Source organism: Dehalococcoidales bacterium (genome assembly GCA_035529395.1).
GTDB lineage: Bacteria > Chloroflexota > Dehalococcoidia > Dehalococcoidales > Fen-1064 > DUES01.
The window spans coordinates 15,029-36,160 of the sequence record DATKWT010000018.1 but is presented as its reverse complement, the minus strand read 5'-3'; the positions used below and the strand labels follow the sequence as shown (position 1 = coordinate 36,160).

The 21,132-nt window shown below is 56.6% G+C and carries 22 protein-coding genes; 16 read left to right on the top strand and 6 right to left on the bottom strand.

Going from position 1 to position 21,132, the window contains the following annotated elements:
* Positions 1–375: 375 nt before the first annotated feature.
* Genes VMW13_01220 through VMW13_01210 form a run of 3 tightly spaced genes read left to right on the top strand, consistent with a single transcriptional unit; the run spans position 376 to position 3,606 of the window.
* Positions 376–606: a hypothetical protein gene (locus tag VMW13_01220; protein HUV43427.1), complete on the top strand. Its 231-nt coding sequence runs from the start codon at positions 376–378 to the stop codon at positions 604–606.
* On the top strand, positions 587–1,234 hold the full coding sequence (locus VMW13_01215) for a haloacid dehalogenase (protein ID HUV43426.1): 648 nt from the start codon (positions 587–589) through the stop codon (positions 1,232–1,234). The genes VMW13_01220 and VMW13_01215 overlap by 20 nt, the downstream gene beginning before the upstream one ends.
* Positions 1,234–3,606 (top strand): sodium-translocating pyrophosphatase, encoded by a 2,373-nt coding sequence (locus VMW13_01210; protein HUV43425.1) that lies wholly within the window; start codon positions 1,234–1,236, stop codon positions 3,604–3,606. Before VMW13_01215 ends, VMW13_01210 begins: the two co-directional genes overlap by 1 nt.
* Before the next feature lie 71 nt (positions 3,607–3,677).
* Here the strand turns inward: VMW13_01210 and VMW13_01205 are convergent, their stop codons facing one another.
* Entirely contained in the window at positions 3,678–4,313 is a 636-nt protein-coding gene (locus tag VMW13_01205; protein HUV43424.1) for an MBL fold metallo-hydrolase, read from the bottom strand.
* A 316-nt stretch (positions 4,314–4,629) separates the two neighbouring features.
* On the opposite strand from VMW13_01205, the gene trxA reads away from it, so the two are divergent.
* The 9 genes from trxA (at position 4,630) to VMW13_01160 (ending at position 11,560) form a co-directional block, all read left to right on the top strand.
* Positions 4,630–4,947, top strand: coding sequence for a thioredoxin (gene trxA / locus VMW13_01200; protein ID HUV43423.1), 318 nt, complete (start codon positions 4,630–4,632; stop codon positions 4,945–4,947).
* 90 nt (positions 4,948–5,037) lie between these two features.
* Complete coding sequence (locus VMW13_01195) at positions 5,038–5,793, top strand: YebC/PmpR family DNA-binding transcriptional regulator (GenBank protein HUV43422.1); 756 nt, start codon at positions 5,038–5,040, stop codon at positions 5,791–5,793.
* Between the two features lie 129 nt (positions 5,794–5,922).
* On the top strand, positions 5,923–6,423 hold the full coding sequence (gene ruvC, locus VMW13_01190) for a crossover junction endodeoxyribonuclease RuvC (protein HUV43421.1): 501 nt from the start codon (positions 5,923–5,925) through the stop codon (positions 6,421–6,423).
* Positions 6,424–6,433: 10 nt separating this feature from the next.
* Positions 6,434–7,015 (top strand): Holliday junction branch migration protein RuvA, encoded by a 582-nt coding sequence (gene ruvA / locus VMW13_01185; GenBank protein ID HUV43420.1) that lies wholly within the window; start codon positions 6,434–6,436, stop codon positions 7,013–7,015.
* A gap of 486 nt (positions 7,016–7,501) precedes the next feature.
* A complete protein-coding gene (locus tag VMW13_01180) occupies positions 7,502–8,179 on the top strand; it encodes a DinB family protein (protein HUV43419.1) in 678 nt (225 codons plus the stop codon).
* Positions 8,180–8,317: 138 nt separating this feature from the next.
* Entirely contained in the window at positions 8,318–8,857 is a 540-nt protein-coding gene (locus VMW13_01175) for a TlpA disulfide reductase family protein (GenBank protein HUV43418.1), read from the top strand.
* 88 nt (positions 8,858–8,945) lie between these two features.
* Positions 8,946–10,931: an excinuclease ABC subunit UvrB gene (gene uvrB, locus VMW13_01170; protein ID HUV43417.1), complete on the top strand. Its 1,986-nt coding sequence runs from the start codon at positions 8,946–8,948 to the stop codon at positions 10,929–10,931.
* Positions 10,932–10,994: 63 nt separating this feature from the next.
* A complete protein-coding gene (locus VMW13_01165) occupies positions 10,995–11,159 on the top strand; it encodes a hypothetical protein (protein HUV43416.1) in 165 nt (54 codons plus the stop codon).
* 77 nt (positions 11,160–11,236) lie between these two features.
* Positions 11,237–11,560 (top strand): hypothetical protein, encoded by a 324-nt coding sequence (locus VMW13_01160; protein HUV43415.1) that lies wholly within the window; start codon positions 11,237–11,239, stop codon positions 11,558–11,560.
* Positions 11,561–11,629: 69 nt separating this feature from the next.
* On the opposite strand, the gene VMW13_01155 is transcribed toward VMW13_01160, so the two are convergent.
* From VMW13_01155 to VMW13_01140, 4 genes are read right to left on the bottom strand one after another with little or no spacing between them, the layout of a single operon-like run.
* Positions 11,630–11,878 carry a hypothetical protein gene (locus VMW13_01155; protein ID HUV43414.1) on the bottom strand — a complete coding sequence of 83 codons (249 nt, stop codon included), beginning with the start codon at positions 11,876–11,878 and terminating at the stop codon, positions 11,630–11,632.
* A 27-nt stretch (positions 11,879–11,905) separates the two neighbouring features.
* A complete protein-coding gene (locus VMW13_01150; protein ID HUV43413.1) occupies positions 11,906–14,092 on the bottom strand; it encodes a DNA translocase FtsK in 2,187 nt (728 codons plus the stop codon).
* Between the two features lie 30 nt (positions 14,093–14,122).
* Positions 14,123–15,781, bottom strand: a complete 1,659-nt coding sequence (locus tag VMW13_01145; GenBank protein ID HUV43412.1) for a ribonuclease J — start codon at positions 15,779–15,781, stop codon at positions 14,123–14,125.
* A gap of 4 nt (positions 15,782–15,785) precedes the next feature.
* Positions 15,786–16,388: a uracil-DNA glycosylase gene (locus VMW13_01140; GenBank protein ID HUV43411.1), complete on the bottom strand. Its 603-nt coding sequence runs from the start codon at positions 16,386–16,388 to the stop codon at positions 15,786–15,788.
* 202 nt (positions 16,389–16,590) lie between these two features.
* Between VMW13_01140 and glyA the strand changes: the two genes are divergently transcribed.
* A complete protein-coding gene (gene glyA / locus VMW13_01135; protein ID HUV43410.1) occupies positions 16,591–17,835 on the top strand; it encodes a serine hydroxymethyltransferase in 1,245 nt (414 codons plus the stop codon).
* Between the two features lie 159 nt (positions 17,836–17,994).
* Here glyA and VMW13_01130 read toward each other — a convergent pair whose 3' ends face one another.
* Positions 17,995–19,257 (bottom strand): thiolase family protein, encoded by a 1,263-nt coding sequence (locus VMW13_01130; GenBank protein HUV43409.1) that lies wholly within the window; start codon positions 19,255–19,257, stop codon positions 17,995–17,997.
* A 243-nt stretch (positions 19,258–19,500) separates the two neighbouring features.
* Here VMW13_01130 and VMW13_01125 point away from each other — a divergent pair, with 243 nt between their 5' ends.
* From VMW13_01125 to VMW13_01115, 3 genes are all read left to right on the top strand, one after another.
* Positions 19,501–20,445, top strand: a complete 945-nt coding sequence (locus VMW13_01125; GenBank protein HUV43408.1) for a ribose-phosphate pyrophosphokinase — start codon at positions 19,501–19,503, stop codon at positions 20,443–20,445.
* Complete coding sequence (locus tag VMW13_01120) at positions 20,432–20,647, top strand: DUF2007 domain-containing protein (protein ID HUV43407.1); 216 nt, start codon at positions 20,432–20,434, stop codon at positions 20,645–20,647. The genes VMW13_01125 and VMW13_01120 overlap by 14 nt, the downstream gene beginning before the upstream one ends.
* Positions 20,648–20,871: 224 nt before the next feature.
* Complete coding sequence (locus VMW13_01115; protein HUV43406.1) at positions 20,872–21,096, top strand: hypothetical protein; 225 nt, start codon at positions 20,872–20,874, stop codon at positions 21,094–21,096.
* The last annotated feature ends 36 nt before the right edge of the window (positions 21,097–21,132 follow it).

The window sequence follows — 21,132 nt, the reverse complement described above, 5'->3', positions numbered from 1 at the left end:
AGCTCCGCGTAGTTGCTGCCCGCTATCGGGAAACCCACGAAGACTTGCCTGATTCCTGGCGTATCGATGTAGTGGCCGTGGAGCTGGACAGGCGTAATAGACCTTCGCGTATCGAGGTTATTGAGAACGCCGTCGGCGAAGATTAAAGAGCACCTTCTCATTCTTAAGTAGCTTCGTGGTGAGGTAGCTTACATCACCCCAATGTCATTCTTGAGGAGCATGGCGACGAAGAATCTCACCCACCATGTGGATTGCTTCACTTCGCTCGCAATGACGGTCGGTACGGATATCAAATGTCGCTAATATCCTCGGCCAGTACTATCGCTTGCCACCTTTTACACAGTCGTGATAGAATGAAACGTCCCGGATTTGACTGTGAGTTCGCTTGATAGAATGCCAAGCCAGATACTACGTATCATCGATGCCGGTATGAATCGGATAGGCGAAGCGCTGCGGGCGATTGGCGGTATCAACATGGATAACGTTGCCAAAGTTATTGCTGCCGGTGTGGACTCGGACTTGATTATCAGCGCCGATAACCCGGAGGAGGCCGCTCGTCAGATAGTGGAAAGACATGAGGTGAACAGTGGGCAGACTGACAAGTAACCTTGACGCCATTGCCGACCGAATCAGGGAAACCCTGTCCGCCAGAGACGCCGCCAGGGAGAAGGTACTGCCCCGGTGTCGCGAGTCCATCAGGTATTGCAGCAATGCTATCCGGGCGGTGCACCGCCAGGAGTTGGACGAGGCCGGAACGCTTTTACAGACGGCTCGCAGGCTTCTTGACGAAGCAACTCAGTCGGTGGGTGCAGAGAATGAGCTTGCCCGTGCCGGCTATTTCCGGGACGCCCAGAAGGAATTCACCGAAGGTAATGTTGTCCTTGCCCTGGTAACCGGACAGGAGCTTCCCGAACCTGAAGAACTGGGTGTCGACCCTGTGGCCTACCTGCACGGACTGGGGGATGCCGTCGGTGAGGTACGGCGGTACCTGCTGGACAGCATGAGAAAGGGCGACCTCTCCCGTGGTGAGGAACTCCTGGCAGCAATGGACGATATCTACAACGTACTGGTCACCATAGATTTCCCGGATGCTCTTACCGGTGGGCTGCGTCGGGCTACGGATATGGTAAGGGGTGTCCTGGAAAGAACGCGCAGTGACCTTACCCTGACGATAAGACAGAATGAACTGGAGAACCGGTTGGGGAAATATGATGTAGCGAAGGAGGATAAATAGTGAGAGTATCCCTGTTCCGAGGAAACGGAAGAAGGCTGATGATAGTAGGCGTGATTGCCGTCATCATGGTCCTTATCATCTCCGTATTCACAGGTGGTGGCACGGCTGCCCAGGTTGGTAGTGCTGCTGCTGAGGCCGTCGATACGGCGGCAATTCCAGCCCTGTGGTATCTGGCTCCCGTGGGCGCTGTCCTGGCCCTTGTCTTCGCCTACATCTTCTATCGCGGGATGAAGAAGGAGCCGGAAGGCACCGCAGAAATGCAGATTATTGCCCAGGGTGTGAGAGAGGGGGCTAACGCCTACCTCAAGAGGCAGTACAAGGTTGTCGCCATTGTCATGGTTGTGCTGGCGGCCATCCTGGCGTACCTGGCCTTCGGGATGGCGATACCGGTGATGAATCCCTGGGTGCCGTTTGCCTTTCTAACCGGTGGTTTCTTCTCCGCCCTGTGCGGATGGCTGGGCATGAAGACGGCCACCTACGCCAATGTGCGAACAACGAATGCGGCACGGAATTCGCTGAATAAGGCACTTCAGGTCGCTTTCCGCAGTGGTGCCGTGATGGGGCTTGTAGTCGTGGGCTTCGGACTGCTGGACATCTGCCTGTGGTTTATCCTCATGCAGACATTGACCGACTACAGTCTGGCAACGATAACAGTTACCATGCTGACCTTCGGCATGGGGGCGAGCACGCAGGCCCTCTTTGCACGTGTCGGCGGTGGGATATACACCAAAGCGGCGGATGTCGGTTCCGACCTGGTGGGTAAGGTGGAGGCCGGTATCCCCGAAGATGACCCGAGGAACCCGGGTGTCCTGGCCGATAATGTTGGTGACAATGTCGGTGATGTAGCCGGTATGGGTGCCGACCTCTATGAATCGTATTGCGGTTCCATTCTGGCAGCGGCGGCCCTGGGAGTTGCCGCCGGATTTGGTATATTCGGCGTTGTTCTGCCGATGCTTATCGCTGCCCTGGGTATCGTCTTCTCCATTGTCGGCATATACTTGGTGAGGACCAAGGAGGGCGCCTCTACATCGAGTCTCCTTAAAGCCCTCGGCCTGGGGGTGAATGCCAGTGCAGTGATGATTGCCCTGGCCTCCGGGGGACTGGTGGTGTACCTCCTGGGCGTTCAGGCCGACCTCGGAGTCGGCCCGGCTATCCGCATCTGGGTGGCCATCCTGGTGGGACTTCTGGTGGGCATAATCATCGGGAAATCGGCCGAGTACTACACTTCCTACGACCACAAGCCGACTCAAGAGATTGCCGCTGAGTCCGCTACCGGCCCGGCGACTGTTGTTATCGCGGGAATATCGGTCGGCCAGCTTTCCACCGGTATCCCGGTGGCGGCCATTGCCATCGGCATACTGCTCAGCTACGGGCTTGCCGGCGGATTCCAGGAACCGTTTCAGGGCCTGTATGGAATCGGGCTGGCAGCAGTAGGTATGCTGTCGACACTGGGGATTACGCTGGCCACCGATGCCTACGGCCCGATTGCGGACAACGCCTCCGGTAATGCCACCATGAGTAAACTCGACCCGGAGGTGCGTGAGCGCACCGACAAACTGGATGCGATAGGTAATACCACGGCTGCCACCGGCAAGGGCTTTGCCATTGGTTCGGCGGCGCTCACCGGCCTGGCTCTTGTGGCTGCCTACATTGAAGAGATACGGGCAGGCTTGATACGAATAGCGGAACACAGTGTCAACGGACTGGTCGAGGTGGTGCCGGGAGTGTTCTGGACTGCCAAGGAAGCGACCGACGCGAGCCTGGGGCAGTTTGTTGATGTATATCAGATACACCTCATGAATCCCAGGGTCATCGCCGGTATGCTCATCGGTGCTATGCTGGCCTTTGTCTTCTGCGCCCTGATTAACAAAGCCGTCGGGCGTAATGCCGGCAAGGTGGTGGAAGAGGTCCGCCGGCAGTGGAAGGAGATACCCGGCCTGATGGAAGGCACCGCCCGGGCCGACTCTGCCCGGTGTGTCTATATCGCTACCACGGCGGCCCAGAAGGAAATGATAATGCCGGCGTTGCTGGCGATAGTAGTTCCCATACTTGTCGGTATCATCCTCGGCCCCGCAGCGGTAATGGGGCTTCTCTTCGGTGGTCTGACATCGGGGTTCGTGCTGGCCATCATGCTGGCCAATGCAGGAGGAGCGTGGGACAACGCCAAGAAGTACATCGAGGCGGGCGCCCACGGCGGCAAGGGCTCGGAGGCTCACAAGGCAGGGGTTGTCGGCGATACCGTTGGTGACCCGCTCAAGGATGCGTCCGGCCCATCTCTGAATATCCTTATCAAGCTGATGGCTATGATATCAATCGTCTTCGCTGCGGTTGCCGGCAGTGCCAGCCTCTTCTTCACCCGGTTGATAGGCTAACCGGATACCGGGATAAGAAAAAGGGGCTTCCTGTCTGAACAGGGAGCCCCTTCATTTTTCCCGTAGCGGTTTTAGAATACCACGTCGTCCTGGAGGAACGGGTTAAATTTCCGCTCGACGCCGATGGTAGTGTCCGGACCGTGGCCGGGATAGACCGTAGTCTCATCGGGGAGAGTCAGCAGCCTGGTGCGGATGCTCTCCATCTCATCCTCGTAGCTTGCCCCCGGAAAGTCAGCCCGGCCGATGCTGAACTGAAACAGGGTGTCGCCGGTGAAGACTACCCCTTCCCCGACTAGCGATATGCCGCCAGGTGTGTGCCCCGGCGTGTGGAGCACACGGAAACGCAGTTCGCCGATGTCGATAGTGTCATCATTCTCGAGAAGCCGGTCTGGTGCCGGCATCTCCTTTGATGAGCGGCTGAACATCTGCATCATGGGGTGTTTGTCCTGGAGGTAAGGGGCGTCATTGGCATGGATGGCCACCTCTGCACCGATGGCTTCTTTTACCTCGGCCAGGGCGCCGGTGTGGTCCATATGCCCGTGGGTCAGCACGATAACCTTGACCTTGAGTCCCAATTCCTCAACCTGCCTGACGATGTCTTCTCCTTGGGTGGCGGGGTCGATTATCATTCCCTCTCCGGTAGATTCCGAGCCAACGATATAGCAGTTGCCCGCAAACGGTCCAAATTCAAGCTTCCGAATAATCAACCCAGGCTCCTTTCCATCGTGCCGGCGTGGCGATACTGACCTCTTACTCGTACTGCAACTGAAGCGAATTCTACCATCAGGCGGGGTACGGTGGCAAGGCCGGCCAGCATGCTGCTCTTTTTCTGCTCTCGTTCAGACAGAAAGGTGACATAACTCTCTGAAGGGACGAGAAGTTTTATTCTTGTGTGGCAACCGGCACCGGCTGTACTGGAGTGTCGCTAATGTACCGGACACCGCACAATATTATCTTGACATGCCGGAGCATCAGCGATTAACATAGACTGTGGAGCAACGTAGTTTGGAGGGGAGGCATTTCATGGTTACTGATGTTACCGACCAGGAATTTGAACAGGAAGTTATTGGATCTAGCCTGCCGGCACTGGTAGATATGTGGGCTCCGTGGTGTGGACCGTGCCATATGATTGCACCTATTGTTGAGAAACTGGCAGAGAAATACGACGGAAAGCTCAAGTGCTTCCGATTGAACATTGATGAGAATCCGATGACACCTGCCAGGTACCGCGTTATGTCCATACCGACGGTGATGATGTTTAAGAACGGGGAAGCGGTGGAAACGGTGATTGGTGCCGTACCGGAACGGGTGCTGGCGGAAAAGATTGACTCGGTTCTCTAGTGTACCGGAATCTGCACCGTCGATAGTCTGCCGGGGTGTAATGACGGGAGAATAACAAGCTTGTTTCTACCTGCGTAAGGAGGGTCAGCCATGTCGGGACACTCTAAGTGGGCCTCAATCAAGCACCAGAAAGCAGCTACTGACGCCAAGCGGGGCCAGCTGTTTACCAAGTTGACTCGCGAGATAATTGTCGCCGTGCGGAAGGGGGGCCCGAGTCAGGATGCCAATTTCTCACTGCGACTGGCGGTACAGCGGGCTCGCGACAGCAGCATGCCCATGGACAACATCGAGCGGGCTATAAAACGGGCCAGCGGTGATGCCGAGGGAGCCAACCTGAAAGAAGTGGTATATGAGGGGTATGGACCCGGTGGCGGAGCTATTCTCGTACAGACGCTGAGTGACAACAAGAACCGGACAGTACAGAACATACGTCACCTGTTTTCACGCGGTGGAGGTAACCTGGGGGAGACGGGTTGTGTTGCCTGGCTCTTCGAGTCCAAGGGTGTTATCACTGCAAAAACTGAAAACCTGGATACCGAGGAGTTGGCACTGAAGGCAATCGACGCCGGTGCCGATGATGTAACCGTCGAGACAGGGTTTATCGAGATATATACCAGGCCCGAGGAACTGGAAGCTGTCAGAGAAGCCCTGGAGCGGGAGGAAATCCCCATAGGTTCGGTCGAGGTATCCATGGTCCCCAAGGTTACAATCCAGCTCGATGACAAAGCAGCCATCCAGACACTGCGGCTGATGGAAAAGCTGGACGAAGTGGACGATGTCCGGTATGTCGCCAGTAATGTTGACTTCTCTGATGAAATCACAGAGAAGTACCAGGAGCAGGGCTAGCCTTGGCCCGGTCGTGTTCCATCTGATTGCTTGTCCGGGTATCCATGACACACCTTCCGGTCAGACTGCCACTATTTTCCAGTAGAGAAAGGCACTGCCGGAGGGGACCGTAACGGCAGGCGGAGTATAATGATGAGAGTCCTGGGCATAGATCCTGGTACAGTGGTCATCGGCTACGGGGTGATAGACAGCACCGATGATGGGGTTAGCATGGTTGAATATGGTGCCCTGACCAGCCCGGCACGCCTGCCTATCAGCGAAAGGCTGAGCAACCTCTACAACCAGCTCTGCGAGATAGTATCTCGTCATCAGCCCGATGTCATGGCCGTGGAGCAGCCATTCGTGGGTAAGAATGTCAGCTCGGCGCTGGCGATTGGCAAAGCCCAGGCGATAGCAATTCTTGCCGCAGCCAACAAAGGCATCCCGACCTACGAGTATACCCCGGCCCAGATAAAGCAGCGGGTGGCCAACTACGGAACAAGCAGTAAGGAGCAGGTCCAGAAGATGGTCGGTCTCCAACTGGGGCTGTCCGAAGTCCCCGAACCGGCTGACGCTGCCGATGCCCTGGCAACGGCCCTCTGCCACATCAGTGAGGTACACCTGAGTAACCTCCTCGCGGAGCAGACATGAAGGAGATAGCATGATAGCCAGCCTTCAGGGTGCCGTGGAGTCTTTGGGCAGCGACTGGGCAATCATCAACGTTGGCGGGGTCGGTTTCCGCGTCTATATGCCGACATCGGTGCTGAGCACCCTGGGGGCGGTTGGTGAAAGTGTCAAGCTGCATACCCACCTTCATGTCAAGGAAGACGATGTTTCCCTTTATGGTTTCAGTTCAGCGAATGAACTCCAACTCTTCGAGACCTTAATCGGGGTTTCCGGACTGGGCCCGCGACTGGCCCTGGCGATGCTCTCCACGATGAATGTTGAGCAACTGACCATGGCGATTGCCACCGGCAGCACCGACCTACTGACCAGCGTTCCCGGAATCGGTAAGAAGATGGCCCAGCGCCTGGTGCTGGAACTCAAAGACAAGATAGGCGCAGGGCTGATAGCCATACCGGCAGCGCAGATAGCCGAGGAGCACGCCGAGGTCCTGGCAGCACTGACCTCCCTCGGCTATTCCGTCACCGAGGCCAGCCAGGCCGTAGCCACCCTCCCCCGCGACTCCAAGCTGACCCTTGAGGAGCGGGTCAAGCTGGCGCTGCAGTACTACGGGGGGTAGTGATGGATGCAGTTGTACCGGGGAAGTGGATTTGAAGTCGGTAACTCTATTTTTCTATACAAATAGCAGTCCAAAGAGAGGCTCAGCCTGAACACTTGTGTCATTGCGAGGAGCAACACGACGAAGCAATCTGGAGAGCAGGGAGGAAATGATAGGGCAATAATGAGATTGCTTCGCCTCCGGCTCGCAATGACAGGTACAAATTGAGAAGAGTCCAAAGAAAGACGCAATCTGAACACTTGTGTCATTGCGAGGAGCAACGCAACGAAGCAATCTGGAGGGCACTAATGAGATTGCTTCGCCTTCGGCTCGCAATGACAGGTAAAGGGCTCGCAATGACAGGTACAAAATGGAGAAGAGTCTAAGAGAGACCCCTCCCTCTCCTTGAGAGACGGAACAGTAGCTGAAGGAAGGTCAATCGTGGTTCGGGGGAAACACAGCATATCAGTATGTCTTGAGATCGGACCGGAAGCGACAGGTGCCTTTGTGCCAGATTGCCCGGGCTGCTGGGTGTTCGGCAGCACCAAAGAACGTGCCATGGTAAAGGTCAGGATGGTAGTCCTGGAGTGGGCTGAATGGCTCAGGAGCAATGGCGAAGTGCCCCCGTTCATGAAGAGGGATGTTGAGATCGAGGGCGCTGAGATGCTTCGGGTCGATTACAATCCTGCCGAGGCGCGTAAGCCCGAACCGCTGTTCTGGTCCGAAGTCGCTCCCATAGCTAGAGAGGACATCGATAGGACGATTCGCCTGATGGAATACTCACGGAATGACCTGATGGCCGCCGTCGCTGGCATTACTGACGACTGTCTTGATTGGGAGCCGCCCGGTGAGCCTCGCACCATAAGAAACTGCCTGGTCCACATAGCACACGTTGAACTCTGGTACCTTACCCGTATCAGTGTCGTTCCATGGCCGGTAAGACTACCTGAAACCACACTTGAGCTTCTGGAACACAGTCGCGATGTAGCTCTTGCGGGCCTGCGTGGCTTTCCTGAACGAAAGATGAAGGGCGTCTTTCAGCCCCGCAAGTATCGGAGTCCCGTGTGCAACCTGTGGACTGCCCGAAAGGTATTGAGAAGACTGGTGGACCACGAGAGGCTTCACATGAGATACGTCAAGAGGGTACTGGAACTGTGCACGAGAGTAGCCAACAGTCCAGGGTGAGCCTCACACACCGTGTGGCCCAGGACGTCCCTGATACGTTGATGGGAGGTCGTGCATGCCCTGGCAGTGAAGGAAAAGCGGGCGGTGGCGATGAGGTAGACAGCTACCTTCCAGTTGTGCTACAAGATAAGGAAATATATGAGCATAAGACTGAAGAATCTATCGTTTCGTCCTGTCATGGCAATTCTGTTGCTTGCCATACTCACACTTGGGCTCCAGGCCTGCGGCTCCGAGTCTGGACCGGCGTCATCAGGAATGGCGGAGTTGGACAAGCCGGCCCCGGACTTCACCCTCAAAGACCTCGATGGCAACACCGTCCGCCTGAGCGACCTTCGCGGCAAGGTGGTCTTCCTGAACTTCTGGGCTACCTGGTGCCCCCCATGCCGTGCCGAGATGCCGGACATTGAAAAGGTGCACCGGAAGTACCGCGATCGCGATGTGGTTGTCCTCGGTATAGACCTCCGGGAGAGCGTAAGTACCGTACGTGCATTCATTGGAGAGGGCGGTTACACCTGGACGTTCCTGCTGGACACCACCGGTAAGGTTGGAAGCATGTACCAAGTGAGAGGTATACCCGCCAGCTACTTCATTGACAGGAAGGGCGTAATCCGGGCAGTGGCCATCGGTGCCATGACGGGACAAGCCATGGAAGCGAAGCTGGCCGTGGCGATGCAGTAGCTGCGCGTAGAATTTTTCAGGAAAACTTTTGAACCCCCTTCCGCTCAGGGGATATACTATTCACAGAGAACGTATGGTTGGTGGTGTTGTGCCTGAGTTCGAAGTAGTATCTGATTTCGGAATGACGGGTGACCAGCCCCAGGCCGTTGACAGGCTGGTCGCCGGTCTGGAAGAAGGCCACAAGAAGCAGACGCTGCTCGGTGTTACCGGCAGTGGCAAGACCTTCACCATGGCCAATATCGTGGCGCGCGTGCAGAGACCAACCCTGGTGATGTGTCACAACAAGACCCTCGCCGCCCAGCTCTACTCGGAGTTCCGCGAGTTTCTGCCCAACAACGCCGTGGAGTACTTCGTCAGCTATTATGATTACTATCAGCCGGAAGCCTATGTCCCCCGTACTGACACCTATATCGAGAAAGAGGCCGATATCAATGAGGAGATTGACAAGCTGCGCCACGCCGCTACCCGTGCCCTGTTTACGCGCCGTGACGTCCTGATAGTCGCCTCGGTGTCCTGCATCTACGGCCTGGGAGAACCGGAAGAGTACCAGAGCTTCGTCCTCAGCTTCAGCAAAGGCGAGAGCTACAACCGGCAGCGACTGCTCCACAAGCTGGTGGACATGCAGTACGAACGCAATGACTATGATTTCAGCCGGGGCAAGTTCCGCATCCGGGGCGATACCCTGGAGATACAGCCGGCCTATGAAGAGCTCGCCCTGCGCATCGAGTTCTTCGGCGACGAGGTCGAGCGCATCGTCGAGATAGACCCGCTCACCGGAGAGCTGCTTGCCGAACTGACATCGGTCGACGTCTATCCGGCCAAGCACTTCGTCACCTCGCAGGAGAAGCTGCAACTAGCCATTACCAGCATCGAAGAGGAGTTGCAGGAGCGGTTGCGGGAACTGAGGCAGCAGGAGAAGGTACTCGAAGCGGCTCGCCTCGAAGCACGCACCAACTATGACCTGGAGATGCTCCGCGAGGCGGGATACTGCTCCGGCGTGGAGAACTACTCCCGCCACCTGGCACAGCGCCCGCCGGGAAGCGCGCCCTGGACGCTGCTTGACTACTTCCCGGATGACTACCTGGTGTTTATCGACGAATCCCACATGAGCCTGCCCCAGATTCGGGGCATGTACCACGGCGACCGCTCCCGCAAAGAGACGCTGGTGGAGCATGGCTTCCGCATGCCTTCGGCCCTGGACAACCGCCCGCTGAATTTCGCAGAGTTTGAGGAGCGCATTAACCAGGTTATCTACACGTCGGCTACGCCCAGCCCCTACGAGTATGAGCAAAGCCAGCAGGTAGCCGAGCAGTTGGTCCGTCCCACCGGGCTCCTCGAACCTACCGTGGAGGTCAAACCGACGCGGGGACAGATTGATGACCTGCTCGACCAGATTAGGCAGCGCGTCAGCAAGAGAGAGCGTTGCCTGGTGACCACTCTCACCAAGAGGATGGCCGAGGAGCTGGCCGACTACCTGATCGAGCTGGGAGTGAAGACCCACTACCTGCACTCCGAGATTCAGACACTGGAAAGGGTGGAGATACTGCGCGACCTCCGTCTGGGAGTCCATGATGTCGTTGTTGGTATTAACCTGCTCCGTGAGGGCCTGGACCTGCCCGAGGTAAGTCTTGTGGCCATCCTTGATGCCGATAAGGAAGGCTACCTGAGGTCCGCAAGGGCCTTGATTCAGACGATGGGGCGGGCGGCCCGTCACATTGACGGTCATGTCATCATGTATGCCGACACCATGACACGTTCGATGAAGGAAGCGATAGAGGAAACGCAGCGCCGCCGCCAGATTCAGGTAGAGTATAACCGGGAGCATGGCATTACGCCGCAGAGCATAAGAAAGGCGGTCAGAGACATCACGGAACGGGTTGAGGCTGTGGCCGAGACGCGCACTCCCTACGTTGCCACTCCCGCTACCAGGCAGGAGATAGCCCGACTAATCAAAGACCTCGAATCACAGATGAAGGCAGCGGCCAGGAGTCTGGAGTTCGAGAAAGCGGCCCTCTTGCGCGACCGCATCATCGAGCTGCGGCGCAGTCAGGACGAGCACTCCCTGGTGCGGTGATGCCCGTCCGGATAACTGTGGAAATCTACCAGTAAGAATGTAAGCGCTGACCGGGGTAGTACCATGAGTGATGAGTCACCGGATAAAGCTGAGACGAGACAGGACCGGCGACAGAGGAAACTCAAGAAAAAGCGTGAGCGTGTACCCAAGCACGGACGCGGCCTTGCCGAGATGTACCGGCGGGTGATTCTCAAGCGGCTGAGGGGTGCACGGAGAAGAGAGCAATAGTGGAACCTTGTGCCGCGCGAGACATGCTGGCAGCTTTGGTTTCGGGTAATTGTGTTATTTAACAGAGGTTATCGCAAATGAGAGAATATCATCATCTGGGTATACCCACAGACATTAAACTGGAAAATGAAATATATTTAAAAGATTTCAAGGTATACGTTTCCGGATATAATGACAGTCCCTACGGTATCGAGTGGATGCGATATGAACCCGATTGCCCCCTGCCGGAGCTGGTCAAGACAGTACCCCACGTTGCTTTCAAAGTTGACAACCTGGACGAAGAACTGAAAGGAAAAGACGTGTTGATTGAGCCAAATAGTCCTTCCGCTGGCGTCACTGTGGCCTTTATCGTTGATAATGGGGCGCCAGTTGAGTTCCTGCAATTTGAGGCAGAAGGATGATGCCAAGCCGCCCTATGTAGTTCAGGTGTTCATCAAGTCAAAGTACTGCAGCAGGCACAGGTGTATGTCCTACACCACCCTGAAGCTTATCTCGTCCGGAGTGACATTCTCCACGTGCAGGCTAACGCCGTCAATTGTGATGTCCCTCTTTCTCCTGGGGAAATAAAGGTTCCAGGAAAAACCCTGGTAGCCGGAAGTCTTTCTCTGGGCAATGGAGTAGACCTCCTCCGATGGCATACCTGCGTAGGTGATGCGGTCCTTGCCCCTTTTCAGGTGGTAGTCCTGTCCAACGGACAGCATAACGGCATTTTCCATCATATCTCCGGCGCCTCCGTGTCTCCGCGGTTACTCGGTCGACTCGTCAGACGTCATTTCCTGCTCTTCGTCCTCGGCCAGCGATTCGTCAAGCTGCTCCTTGAGCCGGGCTGCTCGTGGATAGCCTATCTGGAGTCGGCGCTGGAGGAAAGAGGTGGATATGTTTTCGTGCTCGCTGGCCAGTTGCCTGGCCGCCTCGAGCAGGGTGTCTTTCGGCACTTCGCGTATTCTGGTGAAGGATGGTGATTGAAGGGCTTCTTCTATTTTCAACGCCGACATTTCGTCGTTCTTCTGGCTCCCCCAGAAGTAGACCAGCCTCTCCGTCTCGGCATCAGAGACAAAACAGCCCTGGAGGCGTTTCGGTTTGGCGGCCTCGGTGGGCATGTAGAGCATATCACCCCTGCCCAGCAGTTTCTCAGCACCGGCACCATCGAGAATCGTTCGGGAATCTACCTGGGAGGTAACCGCAAAACTGATGCGGGTGGGGAAATTGGCCTTGATTAGGCCGGTGACGACGTCCACCGACGGCCGTTGTGTAGCCACTATCAGGTGCATGCCCACGGCACGAGAAAGCTGGGCCAGCCGGCAGAGAATGTGTTCCACTTCATCGAACCCGGCCATCATCAGGTCGGCCAGTTCGTCGATAACCAGCACCAGGTAGGGTAGTCTATCTTTGCCCTGCCGGTTCTTATTATAGCTGTCGATATTGCGTGACGTGGCCTTGGCCAGATGCTGGTAGCGCCGGTCCATCTCTGCGTTGAGCCAGCGGAGCACGTCCAGGGCTTTGTTCGTGTCCACTATCACCGGTACGGCCAGGTGGGGAATGCTGTTGAAAGGCGTCAGCTCCACTCTCTTGGGGTCAATCATGATAAGCCGGAGGTCGTTCGGGGTGTTGTGCATCAGCAGGCAGCAGATGGCGGAATTGAGGCAGACGGTCTTGCCACTGCCGGTAGACCCCGCGATGAGCAGATGCGGCATCTTGGCAAGGTCTCCGGCTCCGGCTTCACCACCGGCACCCTTGCCTAGTGCTATCGCCAGTTTGGACTTGCTCAGTATCTTCTGGAAGGTGCTGGTCTCAACCACACCGCGCAGGCTGACGGCACTACTGACTATGTTTGGTACCTCAATGCCGACCACCGATTTACCGGGCACCGGAGCTTCAATCCGGATACTCGGTGCTGCCAGGGCGAGTGCCAGGTCGTTGGCCAGGGAGGTGATTCTATCCACCTTGACCCTGGTCTTGGAAACCTCCTCGGTACGCGTGTGGACATTGCCTTCTTTATCCTTCTCCCGCACTTCCCTCTTCCTGCGGTCCCAACCCGGTTCCACGCCGAACTGGGTGACCGTCGGCCCGGTGTTTATCTGGACGACCTTGGTTTCAACGCCGTAGCTGGCCAGGGCTTCTTCAATCAGCCGGGCCCGTTGCGCGTTGTCGGCCTCACCAAACTCAACCTCGACCGTCTTGTCGAGAATATCGATTGGCGGAAGCTTCCAGCCATCCACGATGACGGCATTCGATGACTCACCGTACTTCTTCCACACATCCTGGGCTATCTGCCGCAGTCCCCGCTGGGATTGAGTAGTAGTCGGCACCGGAGTCGTCGTGGTGGCAACAGGAGTTGGCGCGGTGGTCTCTTCCTCCACTGGAGTCGACTTGATGTTACGGAACGGCACCTTCCTGCGGCGGGTTATAGCGGGGGCTTTCGGTCTGGGGGAGCGCCTTACCAGCCAGCGTACCGGCCTGATGAAAACATGGTAGCCAACCTCAGGGGCAATCAGGAGAATGCTTACAACGAATATCCCCAGTATCCGGAGGTAGCCGATAGCCTCCGAGCGGCCGATGATGGCCAGGCCAAAGCTGCCTCCGAGGTCGAATAACGCCAGTATTCCCCAGCAACCCATGAGAACGACGAGTCCGCCGAGCCACTGGTTCCAGTAACGTATCAGCAGAGAGAGGTGATGCCACCACCCCAGACCTACGAGGGTCAGGACGGCAACCGCGATTATCACGATGCCCCAGCCGAGTGTATCCCAGATGCTGACCGCGACAGCGCTGACCGGTTCCCACATTCCAAACCACAGCATCAGCACGACCAGTGCGATTACTGCCAGTGCTATTACAAACCAGAGTATCCAGTCCCAGCGTGACACTCCTCGACCCTTCTCCCTCTCCAGATCTCTGTGTATCTCCCGGTAACCGGGTTTCTTACTGGCCATACTACTCCTTGGTGGGGCAGCGCACTGAGGCTAGACCTTGACCATGAAGGGAAGAATCATCGGACGGCGCTTGGTCTGCTCATAATAGAACTTGTTCAATGTATCCCTTACCTTGACGTTGACGAAACTCCACTGCGCCGGGTGGTCACCACCACGGTCCAGGACGCGCGCCACCAGGTCACGGCTCTCGTCCAGCATTTCCTTGGCCTCCCTGGTGTCAACGAAGCCCCTTGATACGATATCGGGACGCCCCACCAGCTTTCCGGTCTGCCGGTTGATGGCAATAATCACTACCACCATACCATCCCTGGAGAGCATCTTCCGGTCACGCAGGACAACGGTGCCAATGTCACCGACACTGAGGCCATCCACGTAGACGTTGCTGGAGGAGACCTTGCCGGTTACTTTCGCCATCTGCGGCCCTATCTCGAGGACATCACCGTCGTCCATAAGGAAGATACTCTCCCTGGGAATACCGATGGACTCAGCCAGTTTGGCGTGGAGGCTCAGGTGGCGGTATTCACCGTGTATCGGGACGAAGTACTGTGGTCTCACGAGGTTCAACATGAGCTTCAGTTCTTCCTGGCTGGCGTGTCCGTGGACGTGTACCGGTGCCATGCTGTTGTACACCACGTTGGCGCCCTGCCGGAGAAGGTTGTCCATGGTCTTGGCCACCAGCGCCTCGTTTCCGGGAACGGGTGTAGCTGAAATAGCCACAGTGTCCCCGGGGACTATATGGATTTGGTGGTGGTCCCGATTGGCTATGCGGACGAGGGCGGAGGTCGGCTCTCCCTGGCTCCCGGTGGTAACGAAGACGATTTTGTCATGGGGCATATCTTTAAGTTCGTCGAGACGTCCCAGCAGTCCGTCCGGTGCTCTCAGATAGCCCAGCTCCATAGCCATGTGAACGATGTTGGTCATGTTGCGTCCCACGACGAAGACACGGCGCTCGTACTTGGTTGCCGAGTCGATGACCTGCTGGATACGTGATATCAGGGAGGAGAAGGTGGTGATGATTACTCTCCCCGGTGCCTCAGCCATGATGTGGTCCAGGGCTTCACCGACTACCCTCTCCGATGGCGTATAGCCGGGCAGTTCGGCATAGGTGGAATCGGAAAGCAAGAGCAGGACGCCCTCCCGCCCGACCTGTGCCAGCCGGGAGAGGTCGGTGGGGTTGCCGCTCACCGGCGTGAAGTCTAGTTTGAAATCCCCGCTGTGGACTATGGTGCCCACCGGGGTGTTTATTATCAGGCCCACTGCATCAGGGATGCTGTGGCAGACGGGAAAGAACTCAATCTGAAAACATCCCAGCGTGACCCGCCCGCCGGGAGGTAATACATTGAGACTGGCCTTAGCCAGTGCCTTTCGCTCCTTGAGTTTCACGGAGATAAGACCGTGGGTCAACTGCGTACAGTAGATGGGTACGTCCAACTGGGGCAGGACATAGGGCAGCGCGCCGATGTGGTCCTCGTGACCGTGAGTGACCAGCATACCCTTTATCCTGTCGCGCCTTTCCAGCAGGTAACTGATGTCGGGGATAACCAGGTCTACCCCGAGCATGCCTTCTTCGGGGAACATGAGACCGGCATCAATGACAATGATGTCTTCCTGGCACTCCAGGACCATCATGTTCTTACCGATTTCACTCAGCCCGCCAAGGGGGATTACTCTCAACCGTGGTTGTGCCATGATGTCAGACCTCAAACATATTCAGTTGCTGTGGCTGGGGCTGGACTTCCGGCACGCTATCCGTCTGGGTTAGCAGCGATGGCAGCTTGCTCATGTCTTCCTCTATGGTGCGGCGCAGACTCTGTTGGTGGAGGGCCGCTGCAGGATGGTACATGGCGTAGCAGGTGATGTCATTCCACTTCTGCACGGTACCGTGTATCTTGCTTATTGACTTACCGGGAAAGAACCTGGCCATCGAATAACGACCCAGGGTTACGATTATTCTGGGGCGGATTATCTCAATCTGGCGGTCCAGCCACTTGCAGCAGTTATTAATTTCTATAGGGAGGGGGTCGCGATTGCTCGGTGGACGGCATTTGATGACGTTAGCGATGAATACCTGACTGCGGTTCAGGTTCACCAGGGCCAGCAACTCGTCAAGGTACTTGCCCGCCGCTCCGACAAAGGGACGTCCCTGCTGGTCTTCGTGCCAGCCCGGCGCTTCGCCGATGAAGAGTATGTCAGCGTCCTCTGCGCCCTCTCCGGGGACTACCCGGGTACGGTCTACGGCTATTTCGCAGAGGCTACAGTGAGCGATTTCCTCATTAAGCTCAGTTAGTGCTGACATGTTATCTTACAGGTTCAACCAGGAGACAAAAGCCTCATGCAGAAGACATAAATCTGTTCTAAATAATAGCACGGGCACTACGGTAAGTCAATCTACACCGAGCCTAGTCGACTTCAGTAGCCGTGTTTCGGAGCGATGGCCTTTTTAAAATTCCTGTTGACACCTTTCGGGTACGGTTGTAGACTTTCTAAGGGGAGGAGAAATGAGCTTTATAAACAAGATTGACTCCGAAACGGGACGAATTCTGGGACTGGAGAGAAAACGCCAGAAAGAGACAATCAACCTTATTGCTTCGGAGAACTATGCCAGCCGGGCTGTGCTGGAGGCCCAGGGGTCGTTTGTCACCAGCAAGTACGCCGAAGGCTACCCGCTGCGGCGCTATTACGGTGGCTGTGAGAACATGGACCTGCTGGAGAGCCTGGCAATCGAGCGGGCCAAAGAACTGTTTGCCGCCGAACACGCCAATGTCCAACCACACAGCGGGGCCCAGGCAAACATGGCGGCCTATTTTGCTTTACTGAAGCAGGGCGATACCGTCATGGCCATGCCGCTTGCTCACGGTGGCCATCTTACTCACGGCGATGCAGTGAGCTTCTCAGGGAAGTTGTACAACTTCATAGGATACGGTGTCGACCGGGAGACGGAGAGAATCGACTACCGGGAGATGGAAAGGCTCGCTCTGGAGCATAAGCCCAGGCTGATTGTTGCCGGGGCCAGTTCCTACCCGAGGGTCATTGACTTCGAGCGGTTCCGGTACGTTGCGGATATGGTCGGGGCAAAGCTGATGGTGGATATGGCGCACATCGCCGGACTGGTAGCCGTTGGTCTTCATTCCAGTCCTGTTCCATATGCCGATGTGATTACTTCAACAACACACAAGACACTGCGTGGTCCCCGTAGCGGTTTCATTCTCTGTAGAAAAGAGCTGGCGGCAGCGCTCGATGCCGCAGTTTTCCCGGAAACGCAGGGCGGTCCCCAGATGCATGCCATCACCGCCAAGGCGGTAGTCTTTTTCGAGGCGATGCAGCCGGAGTTCGTCAACTACCAGAGGGCCACACTGGATAACGCGAAGGTTCTGGCCGGAGAACTCCACCAACTGGGGTGGCGGCTGGTATCCGGTGGTACGGACAACCACATGATAATGGTGGACCTCTCCGAGACCGGTGTCACCGGCAAGAATGCGCAGGAAGCCCTGGAGGCCACCGGTATTATCACCAACCGGAACAGTATCCCGTTTGACAAGCGTCCGCCGTGGGCGTCCAGCGGTATCCGGCTGGGCACTCCGGCAGTAACCACACGTGGCTTCGGCACGGAGGAGATGAAGCAGATTGCCGCACTGATGGTACGCGTGGTGAGCAATATCGGGAATACAGAGGTCCGGGACCAGGTAGCCGGGGAAGTACGAAGCCTGTCTTCGCGATTCCCGGTACCCGGAATAGACGACTGAATCCGCTCTTGTACCGCGGGTCGTGCCCGGTCATCCTTCTGCAACTGGACATCCGCAGGTTGCACCCATCCGCAATCTGAGATTCCCGGCATGTAAAAAGGCCTCCGGAAGGAGGCCTTTTTCACAGGTGTTAGCAGGCTAGCGGACCTGCGCATACACCTAGCTGTAATTCTCGCGCTGGAAAATGGTTGCCATTCCCTGCCCACCACCGACGCACAGGGTAGCCAGACCCCACTCGAGGTCACGGCGCACCATTTCGTGGGCGATTACGGCTGTCTGCCTGGAGCCGGTCATTCCCAGCGGGTGGCCAATGGCAATAGCTCCGCCCTTGGGGTTCAGCTTCTCGGCTTCCTTCGGTCCCATGCCCAGTTCGCGCATGCTGTAGACCACCTGGCAGGCAAATGCCTCATTGATTTCGATGATGTCGAAATCGGTTATGCTCATGCCGGTCCGCTTCAGTATTTTCTGGGTGGACGGCACCGGGCCGATGCCCATGACGGTGGGGTCAACACCAATTGCCACGGCATGCCGGAAGGTACACATTGGCTTGTAGCCCAACTCTTTTGCTTTGTCCTTGGACATGATGAGCACGGCTCCGGCGCCATCGCTTCTCGGACACGAATTCGCGGCCGATACCAGTCCATTCTCCTTGTAGGCGGCGGGTACGGCCGCAATCTTCTCCAGAGTTGTGCCACGTCTGGGGCACTGGTCGGTGTCAATCACCTCGGTACTGCCGTCCTCATACTTGATTGTGATAGGGACAATCTCATCCTTGAAAAGCCCGTTATCCTGAGCGGCAAGAGCCTTATCATGGCTGGTCAGGGCAAAGGCATCCGAGTCCTCCCTGCTGATACCGTACCGCTCGGAAAGCTCCTCGGCAGTGCGTCCCATGTCGTAAATCCACATCGGTATCCCCTCGGGCAGGAATGGCGGTAACACTTTGGCCGTCTTCCAGCCTTCGGGATACTCCTCCTTCTGCTGGCTGCCTAGAAGCCGTGACAGATCACCGGGCCCTCCACCGGCTCCACGACGTCCGATCTGTGAGGGCTGTACCGGCCCGCGGCGGTCCATGGTCTCCAACCCGCCGGCGATGATGATGTCGGCATCGTCATTGATGATGTAATGGGCCGCAATTGCCACGGCGTTGGAAGATGAAGCGCACTGGCGGGCAGTGTCACTACCGGCTACGGTGTTGGGAAAGCCAGCTACCAGCAGTATGTTCCTGGTCATCGCCCCGCTGACTGTTCCTGCTGACCCGATAACGATTTCATCGACCAGATTTGGGTCCAGCTTGTTCCTTTCCAGTATTGCGTTCAGTACCGGTACCATCAGGTCGTTGGGACCGACAGCCCGGTATACCCCGCGGTCTCCTGCCCGTCCAATGGCTGAGCGGCAGGCGTCTACGATTACTGCTTCCTTCATTTCACTCCTTCTTCGGATTATTACCGTGTGGTGAATACCTGATTCACCCTGTTGTTTATGCACTCTGTGGACTATATCATGCCAGTCATATTTCGGCAAATCTGGAGAGACCATTGCATACCACAGGGTCAAGTCTTCCCGGGAAGCCTGGGTGGGGGGGTGAGCTTGAGAAGAGATAGTGATATAATATAACTGCCTTTGGAGTCAAAGAGTTTGTATGATGTATGAAGGAAGGAAATGGCTATGGACGACCTGAAAGTGTTCACTGGTAATGCCCACCCCGCTCTGGCGCAGGCAATTGCCGATTACCTGGGTATGCCTCTGGGGAAAGCCGAGGTCTTCGAGTTCACCAACGAGAACATCTTCGTGCGAATCCTGGATAACGTTCGGGAGAGGGATACCTTTGTTGTCCAGCCCATCTGCTCCCCGGTCAGCAAGAGCCTGGTGGAGTTGCTGATTATGATTGACGCTCTGAAGAGGGCCTCGGCAAGCCGGATTACGGCGGTGATTCCTTACTATGGCTACGGCCGCACGGACCACAAGGACCAGCCCCGGGTCCCGATTACTGCCCGGTTGGTGGCGGACTTACTGACCACCGCCGGCGCCAATCGTGTACTCACGGTTGACCTGCATTCCTCTCAGATACAGGGCTTTTTCAACATCCCGGTTGACGAACTTACCGCCCTCACCCTGCAGAGCGACTACTTCAGGGAGAAGGGCCTGGAGGACCTGGTGGTAGTGGCCACTGATATCGGTATTTCCAAACGGGCTCGGGACCTGGCCGCCAGGCTGTATGCGCCTTTGGCCATCATGGAGAAACGTCGCCTGGACAACAGTGGCAGTAGCGAAATACTCAATGTTATCGGCGATGTAAAGGGGAAAGTAGCCCTGGCCTTTGATGACGAGATTCTCACCGGAGGCTCCATACTCAATGCCGTCAATACGGTGCTGGACAAGGGGGCCAGAGAGGTCTACATTTGCTGTACGCATCCTCTCTTGACCCCTCCGGCAGCGGAGAGAATAGTGGCAAGCCCGGTCAAGGAAGTTGTCGTCACTGACACCATCCCGGTAACCGGTGAGAAGAAGCTGGACAAGGTCACCGTGCTGCCTATCGCCCCTCTGCTGGGCGAGGCTATTCACCGTATCCATACCGGACTTTCCGTGGGGGCGATGTTTGAGCAACAGTGAACGTCTTGTTGAGGTGTACCGGGCGAGAGGTGAGGCCGAAGCGAACATCATCAAGGGCTTGCTGGAGAGCTACGGGATACCCTGTCTGCTGAGGTCGTTGGCGGCACCTTCGGTGCATGCCTTCGCCATTGACGGGATGGGTGAGGTTCGGGTCATGGTCAATGAGTCTACCGCAGATGAAGCCAGAGAACTGGTGAGATAGGCCGGCAGGGCGCTGAAGAAGGGGAGTCCAGAGGGGCTAAGCCCCTTTGGCAAGGGTCTGGGGGTGTCCCCCAGAAATAATCTCTCCCCCCTTCCTGGCTAGGAAGGGGGTCAGGGGGATGGTCGAGAGAGTCTTAAAGCAGCCTGCTACCATGACTAGATGGCTGAGTGTACTCCTTGATTTCAACGAGAAGGAACTCCGTGAGAAAGAGAAGGAGGGATGGAATGATGGAACCGCTGAGAGTAACTAAAACCTACAAGATGTATGAGGCGGATATCATGGCCCAAGTCACCGAAGACCGAGGAGTCAAGATGTGGTCCAAATTCAAGGAAAGCGGACTGAGGAAGAACGAGTTTATCTGTACTCCCCAACAATGGGACAGGCTTGTGGCTTGGGTCGAGTGGCAACGCAGAGCCAGAGAACTGGTGAGAGAGGATGACGATGCCTAAATGGCTCAGCGCATTGCTTAAGTTACTATTTAGGTT

Excerpts from the sequence above, each read along its gene's own strand:
- VMW13_01145 (HUV43412.1), bottom strand. The coding sequence starts at position 15,781 with ATGGCACAACCACGGTTGAGAGTAATCCCCCTTGGCGGGCTGAGTGAA.
- VMW13_01140 (HUV43411.1), bottom strand. The coding sequence starts at position 16,388 with ATGTCAGCACTAACTGAGCTTAATGAGGAAATCGCTCACTGTAGCCTC.
- VMW13_01150 (HUV43413.1), bottom strand. The coding sequence starts at position 14,092 with ATGGCCAGTAAGAAACCCGGTTACCGGGAGATACACAGAGATCTGGAG.
- VMW13_01130 (HUV43409.1), bottom strand. The coding sequence starts at position 19,257 with ATGAAGGAAGCAGTAATCGTAGACGCCTGCCGCTCAGCCATTGGACGG.
- VMW13_01175 (HUV43418.1), top strand. The coding sequence starts at position 8,318 with ATGAGCATAAGACTGAAGAATCTATCGTTTCGTCCTGTCATGGCAATT.
- VMW13_01125 (HUV43408.1), top strand. The coding sequence starts at position 19,501 with ATGGACGACCTGAAAGTGTTCACTGGTAATGCCCACCCCGCTCTGGCG.
- ruvC (HUV43421.1), top strand. The coding sequence starts at position 5,923 with ATGATGAGAGTCCTGGGCATAGATCCTGGTACAGTGGTCATCGGCTAC.
- trxA (HUV43423.1), top strand. The coding sequence starts at position 4,630 with ATGGTTACTGATGTTACCGACCAGGAATTTGAACAGGAAGTTATTGGA.
- VMW13_01115 (HUV43406.1), top strand. The coding sequence starts at position 20,872 with ATGATGGAACCGCTGAGAGTAACTAAAACCTACAAGATGTATGAGGCG.
- VMW13_01165 (HUV43416.1), top strand. The coding sequence starts at position 10,995 with ATGAGTGATGAGTCACCGGATAAAGCTGAGACGAGACAGGACCGGCGA.
- ruvA (HUV43420.1), top strand. The coding sequence starts at position 6,434 with ATGATAGCCAGCCTTCAGGGTGCCGTGGAGTCTTTGGGCAGCGACTGG.
- VMW13_01160 (HUV43415.1), top strand. The coding sequence starts at position 11,237 with ATGAGAGAATATCATCATCTGGGTATACCCACAGACATTAAACTGGAA.
- VMW13_01155 (HUV43414.1), bottom strand. The coding sequence starts at position 11,878 with ATGATGGAAAATGCCGTTATGCTGTCCGTTGGACAGGACTACCACCTG.
- VMW13_01195 (HUV43422.1), top strand. The coding sequence starts at position 5,038 with ATGTCGGGACACTCTAAGTGGGCCTCAATCAAGCACCAGAAAGCAGCT.
- glyA (HUV43410.1), top strand. The coding sequence starts at position 16,591 with ATGAGCTTTATAAACAAGATTGACTCCGAAACGGGACGAATTCTGGGA.